The sequence below is a fragment of the Streptomyces sp. NPDC030809 genome (genome assembly GCF_055572195.1).
Map to the genome: position 1 here is coordinate 171,587 of NZ_JBVIDV010000018.1, position 16,387 is coordinate 187,973.

Below are 16,387 nucleotides of genomic sequence, written 5' to 3' on the forward strand. Positions count from 1 at the left end.
CCGCCCGCGGCGGGCGGGGGCTCCTGGATTACGCTCGGAAGATGTGCGCACCGGCGCGCGGGCCGGGCGCACGAGCCGGGTCCGCGCGCCGCCCGGCGCGCGAGAAAGGGGACGTGCCATGTGCCGCTGGCTCGCCTACTCCGGGACCCCCGTCCTGCTGGACGACGTCCTGTACAAGCCCGACCACTCGCTGATCGACCAGAGCCGGCACTCCAAGCTCGGCGTGGAGACCACCAACGGGGACGGGTTCGGCGTGGGCTGGTACGGCCGGGACGGGCTGGGGGAGCCTGCCGTGGTCCGCGACATCGGGCCCGCGTGGAACAACCGCAACCTGCGGGAGATCGCCTCCCACGTCCGCTCCTCGCTCTTCTTCGCCCACGTACGGGCCTCCACGGGCACGGCCGTCCAGCAGACCAACTGCCACCCCTTCCGGCACGGGCGCTGGCTGTGGATGCACAACGGCTCCATCACCGACTTCCACCGGCTGCGGCGCGATCTGTGCATGGCCGTGGACCCGGCGCTGTTCGCCTCCATCGAGGGCTCGACCGACTCCGAGGTGATGTTCTACCTCGCCGTGACCTTCGGCCTGGACCAGGACGTGCCCGGGGCCGTGGCCCGGATGGCGGGCTTCGTGGAGCGGCTGGGGAAGGAGCACGGGGTGGAGTACCCGCTCCAGATGACGGTGGCCGTGTCCGACGGCGAGGGGCTCTGGGCCTTCCGCTACTCCACCGTGGGCCGGTCCCGCTCGCTCTTCTACAGCAGCCGCCCCGAGCAGGTCCGCGAGCTGCACCCGGACCTGGCGTTCCTGCGCGGGGTCTCCGACGCCACCCGGCTGATCGTCTCGGAGCCGCTGGGCGACCTGCCGGGCGTCTGGAACGAACTGCCGGAGAGCAGCTACACGGTCTGCCCCTCGGGTGACGAGGACTACCTGCCCTTCTGGCCCGAGCCGGTCTGACCCGAGCCGTTCCGGCCCGAGCCCGTCTGACCCGAGCCCGTCTGACCCGGGCCGGTCACCCGCCCGCCCGGCACAGGGCCGTGTCCACCACCTTTTCGAGGCGGCGGGTCACCGCCCCGCGCGCCGGTACGGCCGTCACCGCGAGGGCGGCGGCCCGGCCGTCTTCGGTGACCCCGCCCCGGGTCTCGTACCCCGTGATGTCGCCGCCGTGCCCCCAGTACACGCCCCCGCACGACAGCGGCCGGGCGATCAGCCCGAGCCCGTACCCGGCGCCGGAGTCCCCGATCGGGACGGTGGTGCGCATCTGGGCGAGCTGGGCCGCCGGGAGGAGCCGGCCGGCCAGGAGCGCGGTGAAGAACCGGTTCAGGTCGCCGTTCGTGGAGATCATCTGGCCGGCCGCCCAGCCCGCCGAGGGGTCGATCTCCGTGTAGTCGCGCCAGGGCGCGTCCGCCGAGGCCCGGTGGTAGCCCTTGGGGTGCGGTCCGCGGATCCCCCGGTCGCCGGGGGCGGGGAAGTAGGTGTGGCGCAGCCCGGCAGGCCCGATCACGCGCCGCCGGATCTCCTCCGCCAGCGGCCGGCCGGTGACCTTCTGCACGATCAGACCGGCCACCACGTAGTTCGTGTTGCTGTAGCCCCACGAGGTGCCCGGCGGGAAGGCGGCCTTCTGGCGGAAGGCGAGGTCCAGCAGCTCGTGCGGGTCGAAGTACCGCCGCCGCAGGGTCTCCTCGTCGAGCAACCCCTCGTAGTCGGGGAGTCCGGCGGTGTGCTGGAGCAGTTGGCGCACGGTGATCCGGCGGCCGTCGATGCCCTTGCCGCGGACCAGCCCGGGAAGGTACTTCTCGGCCTTCGCGTCGAGCCCGATCCGGCCCTCGGCGACCAGTTGCAGCACGACCACCGCGGTGAACGTCTTCGTGTTGCTGCCGATCCGCACCTGCCCGTCCCGCGGCACGGGCGCCCCGGTGGCCAGGTCCCCGCTCCCCGCGGTGTACGAACGGCTGCGGCCCGTACGGTCCTTGACGCTCGCCAGCGCGGCGGGCAGCCCATCGGCATGCACCAGCGCCTCCAGCCCCTGCCGCACGGGGTCCGGCCGGGCGGCGTCGGCCGCGGCGGGCGGCGCGAGCGCGCCCGCAGCCAGGACGGCCACGGCCGCCGCGGCCGCCGCCGACAGGGCCGCGCGCCGCCGGCGCGGCCGGGTCCGGGACGTGTGCAACGTCTGCTGTGCCTGCTCGCGCACGGGTCAACTCCTGGTGAGAATCGGGGATTCGGTGGAATGTGCCGTCTTCAGCATGTCCGTCCGCCCGCGCCCGGACGATCCTGCCACCCTCCGCTTCCCGGGTGGGGAAAGCCTCACCCGGGATCCCCCTCCCCGTCAGAAGCGCACCGGCAGCGCGATCAGCCCGCGGGCCCGCATCGAGGGGCGCCACCGGAGATCCTCCCGCGGCACGTCCAGGGCCAGGGCGGGGAAGCGGCGCAGCAGCGTGCCCACCGCGATCTGCGTCTCCAGACGCGCCAGCGGAGCGCCCACGCAGTAGTGGATGCCGTGGCCGAGGGCCAGGTGGCCGCCCTCCCGCCGGTCCACGTCGAAGCGGTGCGGATCGGGGAACCGCTCCGGGTCGCGGTTGGCCGAGGCCAGGGACAGCAGCACCGTCTCCCCGGCCGGGATCCGCACCCCGCCGACCTCGACCTCCTCGACCGGGAAGCGGCGGATGGCCAGCAGCGCAGGCCCGTCGTACCGGGCGAACTCCTCCACCGCCGCCTCGATCCGGTCCGGCGCGGCACGCAGGGCCGCCAGCTGCTCGGGGTGCTCCAGCAGCGCCAGCACCGCCGTGCCGATCAGCTGCACCGTGTTCTCGTAGCCCGCGAACAGGATGAGGAAGGCGAGCGAGGTCAGCTCGTCCTCGGTCAGCCGGTCCCCGCCGTCCCGCACGTGGACCAGCCCGGTCAGCAGGTCCTCGCCGGGCTCGCGGCGCTTGTCGGCGATCAGCCGGGGGAAGTACGCGAGCATCGCGGCCACGGCCTGCTTCGCCGCACCCGGATCCGCCGGATCGGGCGCGACCAGGGCATCGGTCCACGCCCGGAAGTCCGGCCGCGAGTCCTGCGGCACTCCCAACAGGTCGCAGATCACGGTGATCGGCAGCGGCGCGGCGTAATCGGCGATCAGGTCGGCGCGCCCGCGCCCCGCCACCTCGTCGAGCAGCCGGTCCGCGAGGGCCTGCACCCCCGGCCGCATCGCCTCCACCCGGCCGGCCGTGAAGGCCTTGACGACCAGCCGCCGGATCCGGGTGTGGTCCGGCGGGTCCATGTTGAGGAGGTTGGCGTCCAGGGCCGGCGGCAGTGCGAAGCCGCGGTAGTTCCCCGGCAGCCCGTGCGCCTTGTCCAGCGAGAGCCGTGGATCGGCCAGCAGCTGCCGCACGTCGGCGTAGCGCGTGACCACCCACACCGGCAGACCGTCCGGCCCGGTGATCCGGTGCACCGGCCCGGCCTCCCGGAGACGGCGGTAGCCCTCGTGGGGGTCGGCGAGGAGCGCGGACAGGGCGGGGAGGGCGGAGCCGGCCGGACTCCCGGAAGAGGCAGTAACCATGATCGCCACCCTAGGCCGTACGGGTGCGGGCCCGTCCGCCGGTACGGCCGGGACCCGCAGGTTGTGCGGTGGGGGCGGGAGCACCGGCGAGCTCGGCCGGGGGTGGGCAGGACGTCGGGCACCGGGGTGGGGCGGTCGCTGGTGCCCGGCCGGACCCGGCCCGGGCCCCGGGGGATGCGGGGGAGTCGCGCCGATCACGGGCGGGGGAGCGGGGCCGGAGCCATGCACGGGGCATGAAAAGCGTGCGGCGTCCTCGCCGGACCGGCCGGACGGGTTTCCGGCCGGTCCGGCGACGACGGTGGGGCCGTGCGCCTACCAGGAGGACTTGGTCACTCCGGGCAGGAATCCGGCGTGGGCCTGTTGCCGGGTCCGGACCCTGGAGAGGCCGAAGCGGCGCAGGTGGCCGCGGGGGCGGCCGTCCACGGAGTCCCGGTTGCGGACGCGCGTGGCACTCGCGTCGCGGGGCTGGCGGCGCAGCTCTGCCAGGGCGGCCCCGCGTTCGGCAGGGGTGGAGGAAGGCCGGCGGAGGATGTCCTTCAGTTCGGCGCGCCGGGCCGCGTACCGGGCGACGGTCTCCTTCCGCTTCTCGTTCTTCGCGATCTTGCTCCGCTTGGCCATCAGACCTTTCCTCCCCGGGCGCGGATCCGGGCCACGGCCGCCTCGATGCCGATCGAGTCCACCGTCCTGACCGCGCGGGCGCTCAGCGTGAGGCGGACGTACCGCCGCTCGCCGGCGAGCCAGTAGCGCTTGCGCTGGACGTTCGGGTCGAAGCGGCGCGGGCTGCGCCGGTGCGAGTGGGAGACGTGGTTGCCGAAGCCGGGCACGGCGCCCGTCAGCTGGCAGTGGGCTCGCATGGATGCTCCCGCCTTCCCCGAGGGATCTCGGTGTTGGAAATGAAAACCATTGCCATATACTAGCCGCATGGCACGCAACGAGATCCGCCCGGTCATCAAGCTCCGCTCCACGGCGGGAACCGGGTTCACCTACGTCACCCGCAAGAACCGGCGCAACGACCCCGACCGCCTGGTGCTCCGCAAGTACGACCCCGTCGCCGGACGCCACGTCGACTTCCGCGAAGAGCGCTGACCTGCGGACACGCCGTCCGCACACCCCTGCCCCGCCTCCGAAAGGACCTGCCGTGAAGCCCGGAATCCACCCCGCCTACGGGCCCGTCGTCTTCCGCGACTCCGCCTCCGGAACCGCCTTCCTCACCCGCTCCACGATGACCGGCGACAAGACCGTCGACTGGGCGGACGGGAACACGTACCCGGTGGTCGACGTGGAGATCTCCGCCGCGAGCCACCCCTTCTACACGGGGACCGCCCGCGTCCTGGACACCGCCGGCCGCGTCGAACGCTTCGAGCGCCGCTACGGGACCCGCTGATGCACCACGAGCCCCAGCTGCCCGTCGTGATCGTCGCCGGGCTGCACGCCGAGGCCCGCACGGAGGTGGTCGAACGCCTCCTCCGCGCGGTCCCCGGCAGCGTGGCCCTCCACCACGACCTGGCCGGAGCCCGCGACGGCACCGTGCTCCGGCTGGTCCGCGACGCCTCCGGCCCCCTCTCGCAGGGGGAGGCGCCCCTGATCGACGACTGCGCCTGCTGCGCCCTGCGCGAGGACCTGGTGCCGGAGCTCGCACGGCTGGCGGACGGCGGCCTGACCCGGCTCGCCGTGGTCGAACTGTGGGACTCGGTTGAACCGAAGGCCATGGCGGAGGTCATCGCCGCGCACGGCGGCAGCCGGCTGGCCCTGACGGGCGTGATCACCGCCGTGGACCCGGCCCTCGTCCTGCCCTGCCTCGCCAACGGGGACGACCTGGCCGAGGCCGGGCTCGCGGCCGCGCCCACCGACCGGCGCACCGTCGGCGACACCTGGGCCCGCCAGCTGGAGTACGCGCCGGTGCTGGCCGTCGTGGACAGCGAAACGGCCGACGCCGAGGACCACGCCCTGCTCGCCCAACTGCACCCCACCGCGCGCCGGGTGCCCGCCGCGTCCCCCGAGCTCGCCCGGGCCGCGTTCGCGGGCTTCGACGTGGAGGCGGCCGCGGCCGCGCAGCACCCGGCCTGCGCGCTCCTGCCCCACGAAGCCGAGGAGGCCGGGGTCGGCACGCTCGTCTGGAAGCGCCGGCGGCCGTTCCACCCCGAACGGCTCTACGAGGCGCTGGAGCACCTGTGCTGCGCCGCCGCCCGCAGCCGGGGCCGGTTCTGGCTGGCCGACCGCCCCGACACACTGCTGGCCTGGGACGCGGCCGGCGGGGCGCTGAGCGTGGAGAGCGCCGGGCCCTGGCTCGCCTCGCTGCCGGACGCGGCCTGGGAGCTGGTGCCTCCCGTACGCCGGGCCGCGGCGGCGCTCGACTGGCATCCGGACCACGGTGACTGCTGCCAGCACCTCGTCTTCACCTCGCCCGGCCTCGACCGGGAGGCGCTGGAGCGGCTCCTCGACTCCTGCCTGCTGACGGACGAGGAGTACGGGTCCGGGCGCGAGGGCTGGAAGCGGCTGCCGGCGGTCTTCGACGCCGTACTCGACGCCGCATGACCGACGCGGTCCCCGCAGCCCCCGCGGCCTCCGCAGCCGAAGGCTCCCGGCCGCCGGACACGTCCGGCGGCCGGGAGCCGGGGGTCTCACGGTCCGTCAGCCGATGTGGTACGAGTCGCCGTAGACCTTCCAGTCCAGCGGCGGGTTCAGGTCGAGGTTGCCCTTCCGCAGGAAGACCCGCTGGGCGGTGTCCACCCGGCTGGTGTCGCTGTGCGCCTCCTCCTGCTTCATGGCCCAGACCCGGGCGTCCAGGAACGCGTTCAGGTAGGCGGTCTCGCTGCCGCCCTGGGCCGGGGGCTTCGCCTTGGCCAGGGCCTTCTTGCGGATGTTGCGGAAGCTCGTCGGGTCGGTGCCGTCGCCGTGCATCACGATGGCGTCGTAGTAGATGAACTGCCCGAGGGTGCCGATGCCGTCCGCCTTGCCCTGCTTGACGGCGGGGTTGAAGTACACCCGGTCCCGCTCGTCGTTCTGCGCCTGCCGGAAGACCGGGTCCGCGGCCGCGGTCTTCCAGTCCCGGGTGAAGTTGGGGTCCAGGCCCGCGTGCGAGTCGGAACCGTCCACCCGGCGCAGGGCCGGCAGGTACTTGGCGAGGACGTTGCCGGGCTTGCGCGCCGTGTAGAGCTCGACCAGGTCGAGCATGTCGCCCGTACCGGAACAGAACCCGATGATCCCGGCCGTGTAGCCGCGGCCGTCGTCGATGTCCTCGATGTACTTGTACTGGGCCTTCCAGTCCAGCGAGGAGTTCTCGGCGCTGGAGACCAGCTGCATGGCTATCTCCTTCTTGGCCGGGTCGTCCAGACCCGTCGCCGCAGCCGCCCGGACCGGCGAGACGGCCGCAGCGGCGGGCGCCGTGGTTCCGTCCGCCGCGTGGGCGCCGACGGGCACGGCCAGCACGGCGGTGCCGAGCAGGGCGTACAGAGCGGTCCTGGTCCGCCGGGCGGTGGTGTTCCGATGACGCGTGGGCACGTGGGACCTCCAGGGGGGTGGCTCGGGACGGAACGTGGCAGGCACCTGACAGGAGCCTGTTAGGAAACTTTCCTATCAGGTGCCGGTGCGTCCCGTACACCCCTCCGGAAGGCGGTAGTCGAGCCGCGCTCCGCGGTCCGCGGTGCCCGGAAACCGCCCTCCCGGCTGCCTGCCTGTGATGATGTGGCCCCGACCGTCCGACGCAGGGAGGCCGCCGTGCCCCGCACCCCGAAAGAGATCTTCGAGAGCTACGTGTACGCCGGAGCCGTGACCCGGAACGCCGACGCCGTCGCCGAGACCTTCACCGAGGACGGCGTCCTCGAAGCCCCCCTCATGCCCGCCGGCGCCGCCTTCCCCCGCAAGCTGGTGGGCCGCGAGCAGATCCGCACCGCCCTCGCGGCCTACTACGCAGGCCAGGGAACGGACGGCCCCGCCCCCGACTTCGCGAAGTCCTCCTACGTCCTCCACACCACCGCCGACCGCGACGTGTTCATCGCCGAGATCGACACGGTCTTCGACAGGGACGGCGAGGACGAAGTGGTCTCCCTGGTCCAGATCTTCCGCATCCGCGAAGACCGCATCGCCCGCCTCCGCGACTACTTCTCACCCGCCCTGATCCCCCCGACCCCCGACAGCGACCGCCAGGACGCCTGACACCCGGCCTCCCTGCCCGAGGGCGGACGGGACTCGGGACGCGCCCTGCCGGGCCGTCAGGGGGCGCGGGCCGCCGGCGGGCGGGGCGCCTCTGCCCAAAGGCAGAGGCGGGGATCATCCGCGGGGTCCATGGCCGGGAGCGGCCGGCGATCGATACTGGTCGGCGTGCCCCTGATGCGAGACCTCCGCCGGCTTTCCCCGTTCACCTCCGGGCGGACGGCCCTGCCGTCCTCGGTGGGCCGGGCCCTCGCCGAGACGGCCGTGGCGGGGCTCGCGGGCGGAGGCATGTTCCTCGTGGCGCTGCGGCTGTGGTCACTGCCCCACCCGCGCTTCCAACTGCTCGCGCTCCTCGCCGCACTCCTGCTCTTCCCCCTCCGGCACCGGTTCCCGGACCTCGTCCTGCCCGTGCTCGGGGCGCTCGCCGGGGCCGCACCCGTCGTCGGGCCCCTCGCCGCGGCGACCGCGTACAGCGTGGCGCGCAGTACGGCACGCCCCCGGCGGCGGATCCGGCTGCTCGGGGGCACGGGCCTGCTCGTCGTGGCCGCCGCGACGACGACCGGGCCCTGGCTGGGGACCGGCTCGGCGGTGTACGGGCTGGCCATGGGCCTGGTGCTGGTGGCCACCGCCGTGGTGGTGCCCGGCCTCGTCGGTACCGTCTACGGGCAGCAGGCCCGGCTGCTGCGGGCCCTGCGCGAACGCGGGGACGCGGCCGAGCGGGCCCGCCGGTTCGCCGAGGGCGAGGCCCGCGCCCACGAGCGGTCCCGGATCGCCGCCGAGATGCACGACCTGGTCGGACACCGGCTCAGCCTCATCTCGCTGCACGCCGGCGGGCTCGAACTGGCCCTCGGCCGGGCCGCGCCCGAGCTCCGCGACGAAGCCGTGCTGGTACGGCGTACCACCCGCGAGGCCATGCGCGAGCTGCGGCAGGCCCTCGGGGTCCTCGGCCCGCTCGGCCGGGACACCGGCACGGACGTGCTCACCGACGCCACCGGATCCCGCGCCGACATCGAGGCCCTCGTGGCGGAATCCCGGGAGGGCGGCATCGCGGTCGCCCTCGAATGGACGGGTGCCGACCTCGGCGGACGGCCCGCGCAGGTGCGCCGCGCCGTGCACCGGGTGGTCCGGGAGGCGCTGACGAACGTGCACCGGTACGCCACCGCCGCACACGTCGCGGTGGCCGTGGTCCACGACGGGCAGTCGGTCCGGGTCCGCGTCCGCAACGGAGCCCCGCCGGCCGGCACCGCGGGCGGCAGCGGCGGCCCGGACAGCGGGATCGGCACCGGGCGCGGCCTGACCGGGCTGCGCGAACGGGTGGAACTGCTCGGCGGCACCTTCCGGGCCGCACCGCTGCCGTCCGGCGGCTTCCTGGTCGAGGCCGACCTCCCCGCCGAACCGGACGAGGCGGCGGCCAGCGGGAGCCGCCCGGGCGCGCGTACGGCTGCAGCCGCGCAGGCAGGCGGGGACACGGCGGGGGACGGGAACACGGAGGCGGCCGCGGACGGGGAACCCGGCCTCGGTACCGGCACCGGCCTCGGCACCGGCCTCGGCCTCGGCACCGGCCTCGGCACCGGCACCGGCCTCGGCACCGGCACCGGCGCCGGAACCGGCACCCGAGCCGAGCCCGACGGAGCCGAGGCCGCCGGTGCCACCGCCGGCGCCCTGACCTTCGCACTCGGCGCGGTCGCGCTCTGGGTGCTGATGGTCCTCGGCGTCGCCTTCGTCTACGCCGGCCGGCCCGCACACCCAGCCCCGCCCCCCGCACCCCGCCTCGGCATGACCTACCAGGAGCTCCGGGGAGTGACCGACAACCCGGTCGCCCGCGCTGCGGCCACCGGCCACGAGCCGCCCCGGCCCGCCGGCACGGACGGCTGCGTCTACCCCGCCACCGGTACCGAACACCGCCCCGAGGGCCTGACCGTCACCCGCTACTGCTTCGACGCCGCCCAACGGCTCATCGCCATCGACCGTTTCACCGTCCCCTCCGTTCGGGACGCCGCGCCCTGGGAGACCCCGTGACCCGACCCGCCCACCGGATCCGCGTCCTGCTCGCCGACGACGAGGCGATGATCCGGCACGGGGTGCGGCTGATCCTCCAGCACGCCGAGGGCATCGAGGTCGTGGCCGAGGTGGCCGACGGCCTCCAGGCCGTCGCGGCGGCCACTGCCCACCACCCGGACGTGGTCCTGCTGGACATCCGCATGCCGGTCCGCGACGGGCTGGCCGCCATCGGCCCGCTGCTCGCCGTCGAGCCCGCGCCGCGCGTGGTGATGCTGACGACCTTCGGCGACGAGGAGAACGTGCTCCGGGCGCTGCGCAGCGGCGCCGCGGGCTTCCTCCTCAAGGACGAGGGTCCGCAGGAACTGATCAGCGCGGTCCGGGCGGCGGCCGCCGGGGACGCGGTGCTCTCTCCCGGGGTCACCGCCTCGGTCATCGCCCGGATGCTGCACGCCGGGGAGCAGCAGCCGCGGCCCGGCGCGCTGGAGGACGAGCGGATCGCCCGCCTCACCGCACGGGAACGGGAGGTCCTGGCGATGCTCGGCGCGGGCCTGTCCAACCAGGACATCGCCGAGGGACTGGCCATCGGCATCGGCACCGTGAAGACGCACGTCCGCGCGGTCCTGGAGAAGACGGGTACGGCGAGCCGCGTGCAGGCCGCCCTGCTGGCCCACCGGGCGGGGCTGGCCGGCTGAGCGCCCGCCCCTCCCCAAAGCCGGATCCGCCCACCTCTCCCCAAAGCCGGATCCGCCCACCTCTCCCCAAAGGCAGAGCCGCCACCCGCGGCACCCGCCGGAAGGAACAGCGGGCGCCCGCCGGACCTTCCCCCGGGAAGAGCCGAAGTACCGCCTCCGGGGCGATGTTTGTGCAGGTCAGCGACGTGAGGATGAGGAACGTCCCTCAGGTCCGCGCGATGTGCCGCGGCCCCCGCAACCCCAGGCGGAGTCCCATGTCCCAGCCCTTCCCTTCCCCCGGGACACCCGTCCCGGGCGCACCCGCCCCCGCCCCGGCCCCCGTTCACGGCCGCGGCCCCGGCCCCGTACCGGCACCGACCCCGGCCGCCCGTGCCACGGACCTCACCAAGGTGTACGGCCGGGGCGAGACGCGGGTGACCGCCCTCGACTCGGTCACCGTCGAGTTCGCGCGGGGCCGCTTCACGGCCGTGATGGGCCCGTCCGGCTCCGGCAAGTCCACCCTCCTGCACTGCATGGCCGGCCTGGACGGGGCGACCTCCGGATCCGCCCGCATCGGCGACACCGAGCTCTCGTCGCTGAGCGACCGCCGGCTGACCCGGCTGCGCCGGGACCGCATCGGCTTCGTCTTCCAGGGCTTCAACCTCCTCCCCACCCTCACCGCCGCGGAGAACATCACCCTGCCCCTCCAACTCGCCGGCCGGCAGCCCGACGCGCAATGGCTGGACACCGTGATCGCCACCGTGGGCCTCGGCGGCCGCCTCGCCCACCGGCCCGCCGAACTCTCCGGCGGCCAGCAGCAGCGGGTGGCCGTGGCCCGCGCGCTCGCCTCGCGTCCCGACATCGTCTTCGCCGACGAGCCCACCGGAAACCTCGACTCCCGCTCCGGCGCCGAAATCCTCGGATTCCTCCGCGACTCCGTGCGGGAGCTGGGCCAGACCGTGGTCATGGTCACCCACGACCCGGTCGCCGCCGCGCACGCCGACCGCGTGGTGTTCCTCGCCGACGGCCGCCCGGTGGACGAGCTGCACGGACCGAGCGCCGACGCCGTGCTCGACCGCATGCTCGCGTTCGAGACCCAGGGCCGCCCCCACTGAGCCGTCGCCACCCCCGCCACCCCTCCCCTCCTCCTCTTACGCCTCCTCTCCCTTCTCTCTCCTCTTCCGAAAGCTCCCCATGCTGCGAACCGCCCTGCGCAACGTCCTCGCGCACAAGGCCCGCCTCGCCATGACCGTGCTCGCGGTCTGCCTCGGCGTCGCCTTCGTCTCCGGCACCCTCGTCTTCGCCGACTCCTCGGCCGCCGCCCACCGCGCCGCCGCCTCCCGCAACTTCGACGGCATCGCCGTCAGCGTCACCCCGAGGTCCGCCCCCGGCGGCTCCGCCGCGGACGAGCGCGCCACGGTGCTCGACGACACCCTCGTACGGAAGCTGGCCGCCCTGCCCGGCGTCATCTCCGTACGCCCCACGGCCGACGGCCAGGCCGCGCTGTCCGCCAAGGACGGCAGGCCGATGCGCGCCGACCGCGCCTGGGGGAAGCTCGGCGCCGCCTACGTACCCGGCACCGACGGCAAGGACGCCCGCCACCCCCTGCTGAGCGGCCGTGCTCCGGCCGGCCGCGGTGAGGTGGCCCTCGACCGGGGCACGGCCGCCGACGGCGGCTACTCCCTCGGCGACACCGTCACCTTCGCCACCGACGGCCCGGTCATGACCGCACGCCTGGTCGGCATCGTCTCCACCGAAGACACCCGCGTCACCGCCGGCGGCACGCTCGCGCTGTTCGACCGGGCCACCGCCCAGAAGCTGTTCGCCGCCCCCGGCCACTACAACGGCATCGACCTCTCCGCCGCCCCCGGCACCGACCCCGCCGACCTCTCCCGACGGGTCTCCGCCCTGCTGCCGCCCGACCGTGCCGAGGTGACCACCGGAGCCGCGCTGGCCGAGCAGCAGGCGATCTACGTCAACACCCTCACCAAGGGCTACTCCAAGATCCCCACTGTCTTCGCCGCCGTCTCGCTGTTCATCGGCTCGTTCCTCATCATCAACACCTTCACGATGCTGGTCACCCGCCGCACCCGCGAGATCGCCCTGCTGCGCGCCGTCGGTGCGACCCGCCGCCAGGTCACCCGCTCCGTCCTCGCCGAGGCCGCCCTGGTCGGGCTCGCCGCCTCCGTGCTCGGCTTCCTCCTCGGCCTCGGCGTGGCCGCCGTCCTGCCGGAGGTGCTCGGCACCGCCGACAGCCCGCTGCCCGACGGGCCCCTCGTCATCGGCGCCCGGCCGGTGGCCGCCGCACTCGCCGTCGGCGTGGGCGTGACCGTGCTCGCCGCCTGGCTGCCCTCCCGCCGGGCCGCCCGTATCGCACCTGTCGAGGCCATGCGCGCAGCCGGACAGCCGCCGTCCGCCGCCACCTCCCGCATCCGGGCCGCGGTCGGCCTGGCCCTCGCCCTCCTCGGCGGCGGGCTGCTGTTCTCGCTCCGCGGGGCCGAGGACGCGTCGGAGGAGAACCTGCAGAACGCGCTGCTGGGCTGCGGAGTGCTCATCGCCGGCCTGATCGCGCTGGCGCCGCTGCTCGCCGGGCCGGTCATCCGGCTGGGCGCCCGGCTGACGGACCGGTTCGGCATCGCGGGCCGGCTCGCCCGCACCAACGCACTGCGCGACCCGCGCCGCACCGCGGCCACCGCCTCCGCCCTCGTGATCAGCACCGCCCTGGTCGCCGGTCTCGCCGTCATCGGCCACTCCTCCGCCAGGGCCCTCGACCGGCAGGCCGCGGCCGGGCTCGGCGCCGACTACGTGATCAGCACCCACAGCACCACCACCGCCATCGACCAGGCCGCCGTACGGCGGGTGGCCGGCACCCCCGGCGTGCGGACCGCGTCACCCGTCGCCGACTCCGTGGCCTTCACGGGCGGGACGGTCCGGGAGATCTCCGGCGTGGACCCGGCCACCGTGGGCCAGGTCATGAAGCTCCACTTCCTGAGCGGATCCGCCACCGGCCTCGGGCCGGGCCGGATCGCCGTCTCCCGCACCCTCGCCCGCGAACAGGGCCTGACCACCGGCAGCCGCCTCGCCCTCGGCATGGGCCGCGGCGCCCCCGTGCGGCCGTACGAGGTCGTCGGCGTCTACGAGGACAACCCCGTCGCCCGCGACCTGCTGGGCTCCCGGGCCGAAGTCGCCGCACACGCCTTCATCCCCGGCTCCGTCCAGCGCCTCCTGGTCCGCACCGAGGACGGCGCCGCCTCCCGGTCCCTGGCCGACCGCCTCCGCACCGCCGTGAGCACGAGCCCGCTGCTGAAGGTGCAGGACCGCGACCAGATCGTCCGCGAGGCGGCCGGCACCACGGGCAGCCTCCTCACCCTCATGTACGGGCTGCTCGCGATCGGCGTCGTGATCGCCTGCCTCGGCATCGTGAACACCCTGGCCATGTCGGTGGCCGAGCGCACCCGGGAGATCGGCGTCCTGCGCGCCATCGGCATGGACCGCGCCGGCATCCGCCGCATGATCCGCCTGGAGGCCGTCACCGTCGCCGCGTTCGGCACCCTCCTCGGCCTGGCGGGCGGCCTGCTGGGCGCCTGGGGCGTGGGCCCGCTCGCGAGCGGCGCGATGGCCGACTACTCCCTCGCCCTGCCCTGGGGCACGCTGGCCCTCATCTGCCTCCTGTCCCTGGCGGCCGGGGCCCTGGCCGCAGCCCTCCCGGCCCACCGGGCCGCCGCCCTCAGCCCCCTGGAGGCCGCGGCCGACACCTAGACGGCTACGGCCGCAGCACCCGGGCGCGTACGAGGCACAACACCCGGACACGTACGGCGAGTCCGCCCCGCCCCGGCCTCGCCGGGCCCCCACCCCGCCCCGGTCGGGCCCCCGCCGGACCGCGGAAAACCCCTGGCACGGCGGCCGCGCACCGCACAGACTCCTGGCATGGCAGACATGGACGCATTCCGCGAGGCCGTCACCACCTGGGCGGCCGGCGGGCCGGGCGGGCCCGCGCACGAACTGGCCGCCCTCCTGCCGGTCCGGTCGGCCGTCCTGCTCGAAGGACTCAGCGACGCCGCCGCGCTCGACGCGCTCGCCGCACGGCGCGGCCGCGACCTGGCGGACGAGGGCATCTGCGTCCTGTCCATGGGCGGGGCCATGAACATCGCCCGCTTCGCCCGGCTCCTCGGCCCGCCCGCCCTGGACCTGCACCTCACGGGTCTGTGCGACGAGGCGGAGTCCGGCTACTACACCCGCGGGCTGGCTCGGGCCGGCGCCTCCGGGGAAGGCTTCTTCGTCTGCGCCGCCGACCTGGAGGACGAGCTCATCCGCGCGCTGGGCCCGGAGCGCGTCGTGGAATGCATCCGCGCGGAAGGCGACCTGCGCGCCCTGGAGACCTTCCTCCGCCAGCCCGCCCAGCAGGACCGCACCCCGGAAAGGCAGTTGCGGCGCTTCCTCGGCACGAAGAAGGGCCGCAAGATCCGCTACGGGACGGTCCTCGTGGAAGCCCTCCCCGAAGACCGGGTCCCGGCCCCGCTGGAGAGCCTCCTCGCCGCCCTGACCGGCCCCGCCGCCGACTGACCGATTCCCTGCCGGCCCGTCACCGGGACGGGCCGGCAGGGTCGTTCGGCCGGGCCCGGACGGCCCGGCCGAAGCCTCCCGGACGGCTCAGCCGAAGTCGGGGATCGGGTGGTCGGGGACGAGGGCCGCGGCGATGCGCTGGGAGATCGTCTGCGCGGTGTGGCCGTCCGGGGTGTCCGGTCCCTTGGTGGTCGTGACCGCGATGGACACCCGCTCGGACGGCAGGTGGTTCATGGCGGCCGTGTACCCGGAGAACAGCGGGTGCTGGCTGACCCAGCCGTTCAGGACGAGCACCCCCATCCCGTAGTGGGTCTCCTCGGTCTGCGGGATGCACACGGTCGCCGGGCAGGTGGCCGTCGGCCCCAGGCCCACCGTGCCCGGGTCCAGCAGCTCCTCGTAGGACTCGGGGGAGAGCAGCTCGCCCGAGCCGAGGCCCGATGCCGAACGCTCGAGGTCGCAGATGTCGGTGGTCTCCACCGCACCCGGGGCGGTGGTCCACGAGGGGTTCCAGAAGGTGGACTCCTCGTACGTGCCGCGCTCGGCGGTGAAGGCGTGCAGGACGGGGGCCGGGATCTCCGGCGTGAAGCTGTTGCGGGTCTCGCGCAGCCCGAGCGGCCTCAGCACCTCCCGCTGGAGCAGGCGGTCCAGCCGGGTGCCGGTGATCTTCTCCAGGGCTGCGCCGAGGAGGACGAAGTTCGCGTGCGAGTAGCTCCAGCTGCTTCCGGGCCGGTAGAGCAGCGGCCTGCCGGTCGAGATGGCCACCAGCTCCTCGGCGGTCCACTGGCGGAACGGGTCCGCGTAGACCCGCTCGCCGAAGCCCGGGCTGGTGACGTAGTCGACGAGCCCGGAGGCGGAGGACCCCAGCATCCGCAGGGTGATCCGGTCCCCGTGCCTGAGACCGGGCAGCCAGCGGCCGACGGGCTCGTCCAGATCGACCTTGCCCTCGTCGGCCAGCCGCAGGAGGGCCGTACCCAGGTAGCTGATGGCCACGTTGCCGTTGCGGAAGTGCATGTCGGGCCGGGCCGGGACCCCGGTCATGGACTCGCCGAGCGCCGTGGTCACGACCTCGCGGCCGTCCACGGTGACCCGCAGGATCAGCGACTTGAGGTCCATCTCCTCCCGGGCCTCCCGGGCGATGCGCAGGATCTCGCCGGCCTGGCCGTTCCCGGGCTGCCGGGAGCTCACGCAGCGCCGGTCGGCACCGCCCCCGCCCCCGCTCCCGGCGGCGCCGGCGGCCGCGGTCGGGGTGCCGACGGCGATGAGGGCGAGGAACGCAGTGGCCGCCGCAAGGCGCGGCAGTGCAGAGGTGCGGGCGGATGTCATGCCCCGCAGTATCGGGCGGGGCCGCTCGGCCCTCCGGGGCCCGGCTCGCCGACCCGCACGAACGTCACCCGTCGGGCCCCGCGTCGCCCCACTGTGGCGCAGGCCACACGGCGGCGGTGTCACGACCGGCACGCCGCCATC

At 74.9% G+C, this 16,387-nt stretch carries 16 protein-coding genes; 10 read left to right on the forward strand and 6 right to left on the reverse strand.

Translation table 11 applies throughout. From position 1 onward, the window contains the following. Positions 1 to 118 precede the first annotated feature (118 nt). Entirely contained in the window at positions 119 to 955 is an 837-nt protein-coding gene (locus ACZ407_RS23820; protein ID WP_468131399.1) for a class II glutamine amidotransferase, read from the forward strand. Between the two features lie 55 nt (positions 956 to 1,010). Here the strand turns inward: ACZ407_RS23820 and ACZ407_RS23825 are convergent, their stop codons facing one another. From ACZ407_RS23825 to rpmB, 4 genes are all read right to left on the reverse strand, one after another. Then, positions 1,011 to 2,189: a serine hydrolase domain-containing protein gene (locus ACZ407_RS23825; protein WP_468131401.1), complete on the reverse strand. Its 1,179-nt coding sequence runs from the start codon at positions 2,187 to 2,189 to the stop codon at positions 1,011 to 1,013. A gap of 135 nt (positions 2,190 to 2,324) precedes the next feature. After that, positions 2,325 to 3,536 carry a cytochrome P450 family protein gene (locus ACZ407_RS23830; protein ID WP_468131403.1) on the reverse strand — a complete coding sequence of 404 codons (1,212 nt, stop codon included), beginning with the start codon at positions 3,534 to 3,536 and terminating at the stop codon, positions 2,325 to 2,327. 312 nt (positions 3,537 to 3,848) lie between these two features. Beyond that, positions 3,849 to 4,154 carry a 30S ribosomal protein S14 gene (gene rpsN, locus ACZ407_RS23835; protein ID WP_468131405.1) on the reverse strand — a complete coding sequence of 102 codons (306 nt, stop codon included), beginning with the start codon at positions 4,152 to 4,154 and terminating at the stop codon, positions 3,849 to 3,851. Next, positions 4,154 to 4,390, reverse strand: coding sequence for a 50S ribosomal protein L28 (gene rpmB, locus ACZ407_RS23840; RefSeq protein ID WP_468131407.1), 237 nt, complete (start codon positions 4,388 to 4,390; stop codon positions 4,154 to 4,156). The genes rpsN and rpmB overlap by 1 nt, the downstream gene beginning before the upstream one ends. 67 nt (positions 4,391 to 4,457) lie before the next feature. Between rpmB and rpmG the strand changes: the two genes are divergently transcribed. The 3 genes from rpmG to ACZ407_RS23855 are packed head-to-tail and all read left to right on the forward strand — an operon-like array spanning position 4,458 to position 6,071. Further along, complete coding sequence (rpmG, locus tag ACZ407_RS23845; protein WP_123456582.1) at positions 4,458 to 4,622, forward strand: 50S ribosomal protein L33; 165 nt, start codon at positions 4,458 to 4,460, stop codon at positions 4,620 to 4,622. A gap of 52 nt (positions 4,623 to 4,674) precedes the next feature. Further along, on the forward strand, positions 4,675 to 4,920 hold the full coding sequence (locus tag ACZ407_RS23850) for a type B 50S ribosomal protein L31 (protein ID WP_468131410.1): 246 nt from the start codon (positions 4,675 to 4,677) through the stop codon (positions 4,918 to 4,920). Then, positions 4,920 to 6,071, forward strand: a complete 1,152-nt coding sequence (locus ACZ407_RS23855) for a CobW family GTP-binding protein (RefSeq protein WP_468131412.1) — start codon at positions 4,920 to 4,922, stop codon at positions 6,069 to 6,071. The genes ACZ407_RS23850 and ACZ407_RS23855 overlap by 1 nt, the downstream gene beginning before the upstream one ends. Before the next feature lie 96 nt (positions 6,072 to 6,167). Here the strand turns inward: ACZ407_RS23855 and ACZ407_RS23860 are convergent, their stop codons facing one another. Continuing rightward, positions 6,168 to 7,037: a chitosanase gene (locus ACZ407_RS23860; RefSeq protein ID WP_468131414.1), complete on the reverse strand. Its 870-nt coding sequence runs from the start codon at positions 7,035 to 7,037 to the stop codon at positions 6,168 to 6,170. A 216-nt stretch (positions 7,038 to 7,253) separates the two neighbouring features. Between ACZ407_RS23860 and ACZ407_RS23865 the strand changes: the two genes are divergently transcribed. The 6 genes from ACZ407_RS23865 (at position 7,254) to ACZ407_RS23890 (ending at position 14,923) form a co-directional block, all read left to right on the forward strand. Next, on the forward strand, positions 7,254 to 7,691 hold the full coding sequence (locus ACZ407_RS23865; RefSeq protein ID WP_468131416.1) for a nuclear transport factor 2 family protein: 438 nt from the start codon (positions 7,254 to 7,256) through the stop codon (positions 7,689 to 7,691). Between the two features lie 174 nt (positions 7,692 to 7,865). Continuing rightward, positions 7,866 to 9,707: a sensor histidine kinase gene (locus tag ACZ407_RS23870; RefSeq protein ID WP_468131465.1), complete on the forward strand. Its 1,842-nt coding sequence runs from the start codon at positions 7,866 to 7,868 to the stop codon at positions 9,705 to 9,707. Then, a complete protein-coding gene (locus ACZ407_RS23875) occupies positions 9,704 to 10,381 on the forward strand; it encodes a response regulator (RefSeq protein ID WP_468131418.1) in 678 nt (225 codons plus the stop codon). The genes ACZ407_RS23870 and ACZ407_RS23875 overlap by 4 nt, the downstream gene beginning before the upstream one ends. A 254-nt stretch (positions 10,382 to 10,635) precedes the next feature. After that, a complete protein-coding gene (locus tag ACZ407_RS23880; protein WP_468131420.1) occupies positions 10,636 to 11,475 on the forward strand; it encodes an ABC transporter ATP-binding protein in 840 nt (279 codons plus the stop codon). A gap of 79 nt (positions 11,476 to 11,554) precedes the next feature. Continuing rightward, a complete protein-coding gene (locus ACZ407_RS23885; RefSeq protein WP_468131422.1) occupies positions 11,555 to 14,119 on the forward strand; it encodes an ABC transporter permease in 2,565 nt (854 codons plus the stop codon). Positions 14,120 to 14,287: 168 nt separating this feature from the next. Beyond that, entirely contained in the window at positions 14,288 to 14,923 is a 636-nt protein-coding gene (locus tag ACZ407_RS23890) for a TOPRIM nucleotidyl transferase/hydrolase domain-containing protein (RefSeq protein ID WP_468131424.1), read from the forward strand. An 87-nt stretch (positions 14,924 to 15,010) separates the two neighbouring features. On the opposite strand, the gene ACZ407_RS23895 is transcribed toward ACZ407_RS23890, so the two are convergent. Continuing rightward, positions 15,011 to 16,246, reverse strand: a complete 1,236-nt coding sequence (locus ACZ407_RS23895) for a serine hydrolase domain-containing protein (RefSeq protein ID WP_468131426.1) — start codon at positions 16,244 to 16,246, stop codon at positions 15,011 to 15,013. Between the last annotated feature and the right edge of the window lie 141 nt (positions 16,247 to 16,387).

What these genes read in the sequence shown, in the direction of transcription:
- ACZ407_RS23820 (WP_468131399.1), top strand. Translation starts at nt 119, where the DNA reads ATGTGCCGCTGGCTCGCCTACTCCGGGACCCCCGTCCTGCTGGACGAC.
- ACZ407_RS23830 (WP_468131403.1), bottom strand. Translation starts at nt 3,536, where the DNA reads ATGGTTACTGCCTCTTCCGGGAGTCCGGCCGGCTCCGCCCTCCCCGCC.
- rpsN (WP_468131405.1), bottom strand. Translation starts at nt 4,154, where the DNA reads ATGGCCAAGCGGAGCAAGATCGCGAAGAACGAGAAGCGGAAGGAGACC.
- rpmB (WP_468131407.1), bottom strand. Translation starts at nt 4,390, where the DNA reads ATGCGAGCCCACTGCCAGCTGACGGGCGCCGTGCCCGGCTTCGGCAAC.
- rpmG (WP_123456582.1), top strand. Translation starts at nt 4,458, where the DNA reads ATGGCACGCAACGAGATCCGCCCGGTCATCAAGCTCCGCTCCACGGCG.
- ACZ407_RS23855 (WP_468131412.1), top strand. Translation starts at nt 4,920, where the DNA reads ATGCACCACGAGCCCCAGCTGCCCGTCGTGATCGTCGCCGGGCTGCAC.
- ACZ407_RS23870 (WP_468131465.1), top strand. Translation starts at nt 7,866, where the DNA reads ATGCGAGACCTCCGCCGGCTTTCCCCGTTCACCTCCGGGCGGACGGCC.
- ACZ407_RS23880 (WP_468131420.1), top strand. Translation starts at nt 10,636, where the DNA reads ATGTCCCAGCCCTTCCCTTCCCCCGGGACACCCGTCCCGGGCGCACCC.
- ACZ407_RS23885 (WP_468131422.1), top strand. Translation starts at nt 11,555, where the DNA reads ATGCTGCGAACCGCCCTGCGCAACGTCCTCGCGCACAAGGCCCGCCTC.
- ACZ407_RS23890 (WP_468131424.1), top strand. Translation starts at nt 14,288, where the DNA reads ATGGCAGACATGGACGCATTCCGCGAGGCCGTCACCACCTGGGCGGCC.
- ACZ407_RS23895 (WP_468131426.1), bottom strand. Translation starts at nt 16,246, where the DNA reads ATGACATCCGCCCGCACCTCTGCACTGCCGCGCCTTGCGGCGGCCACT.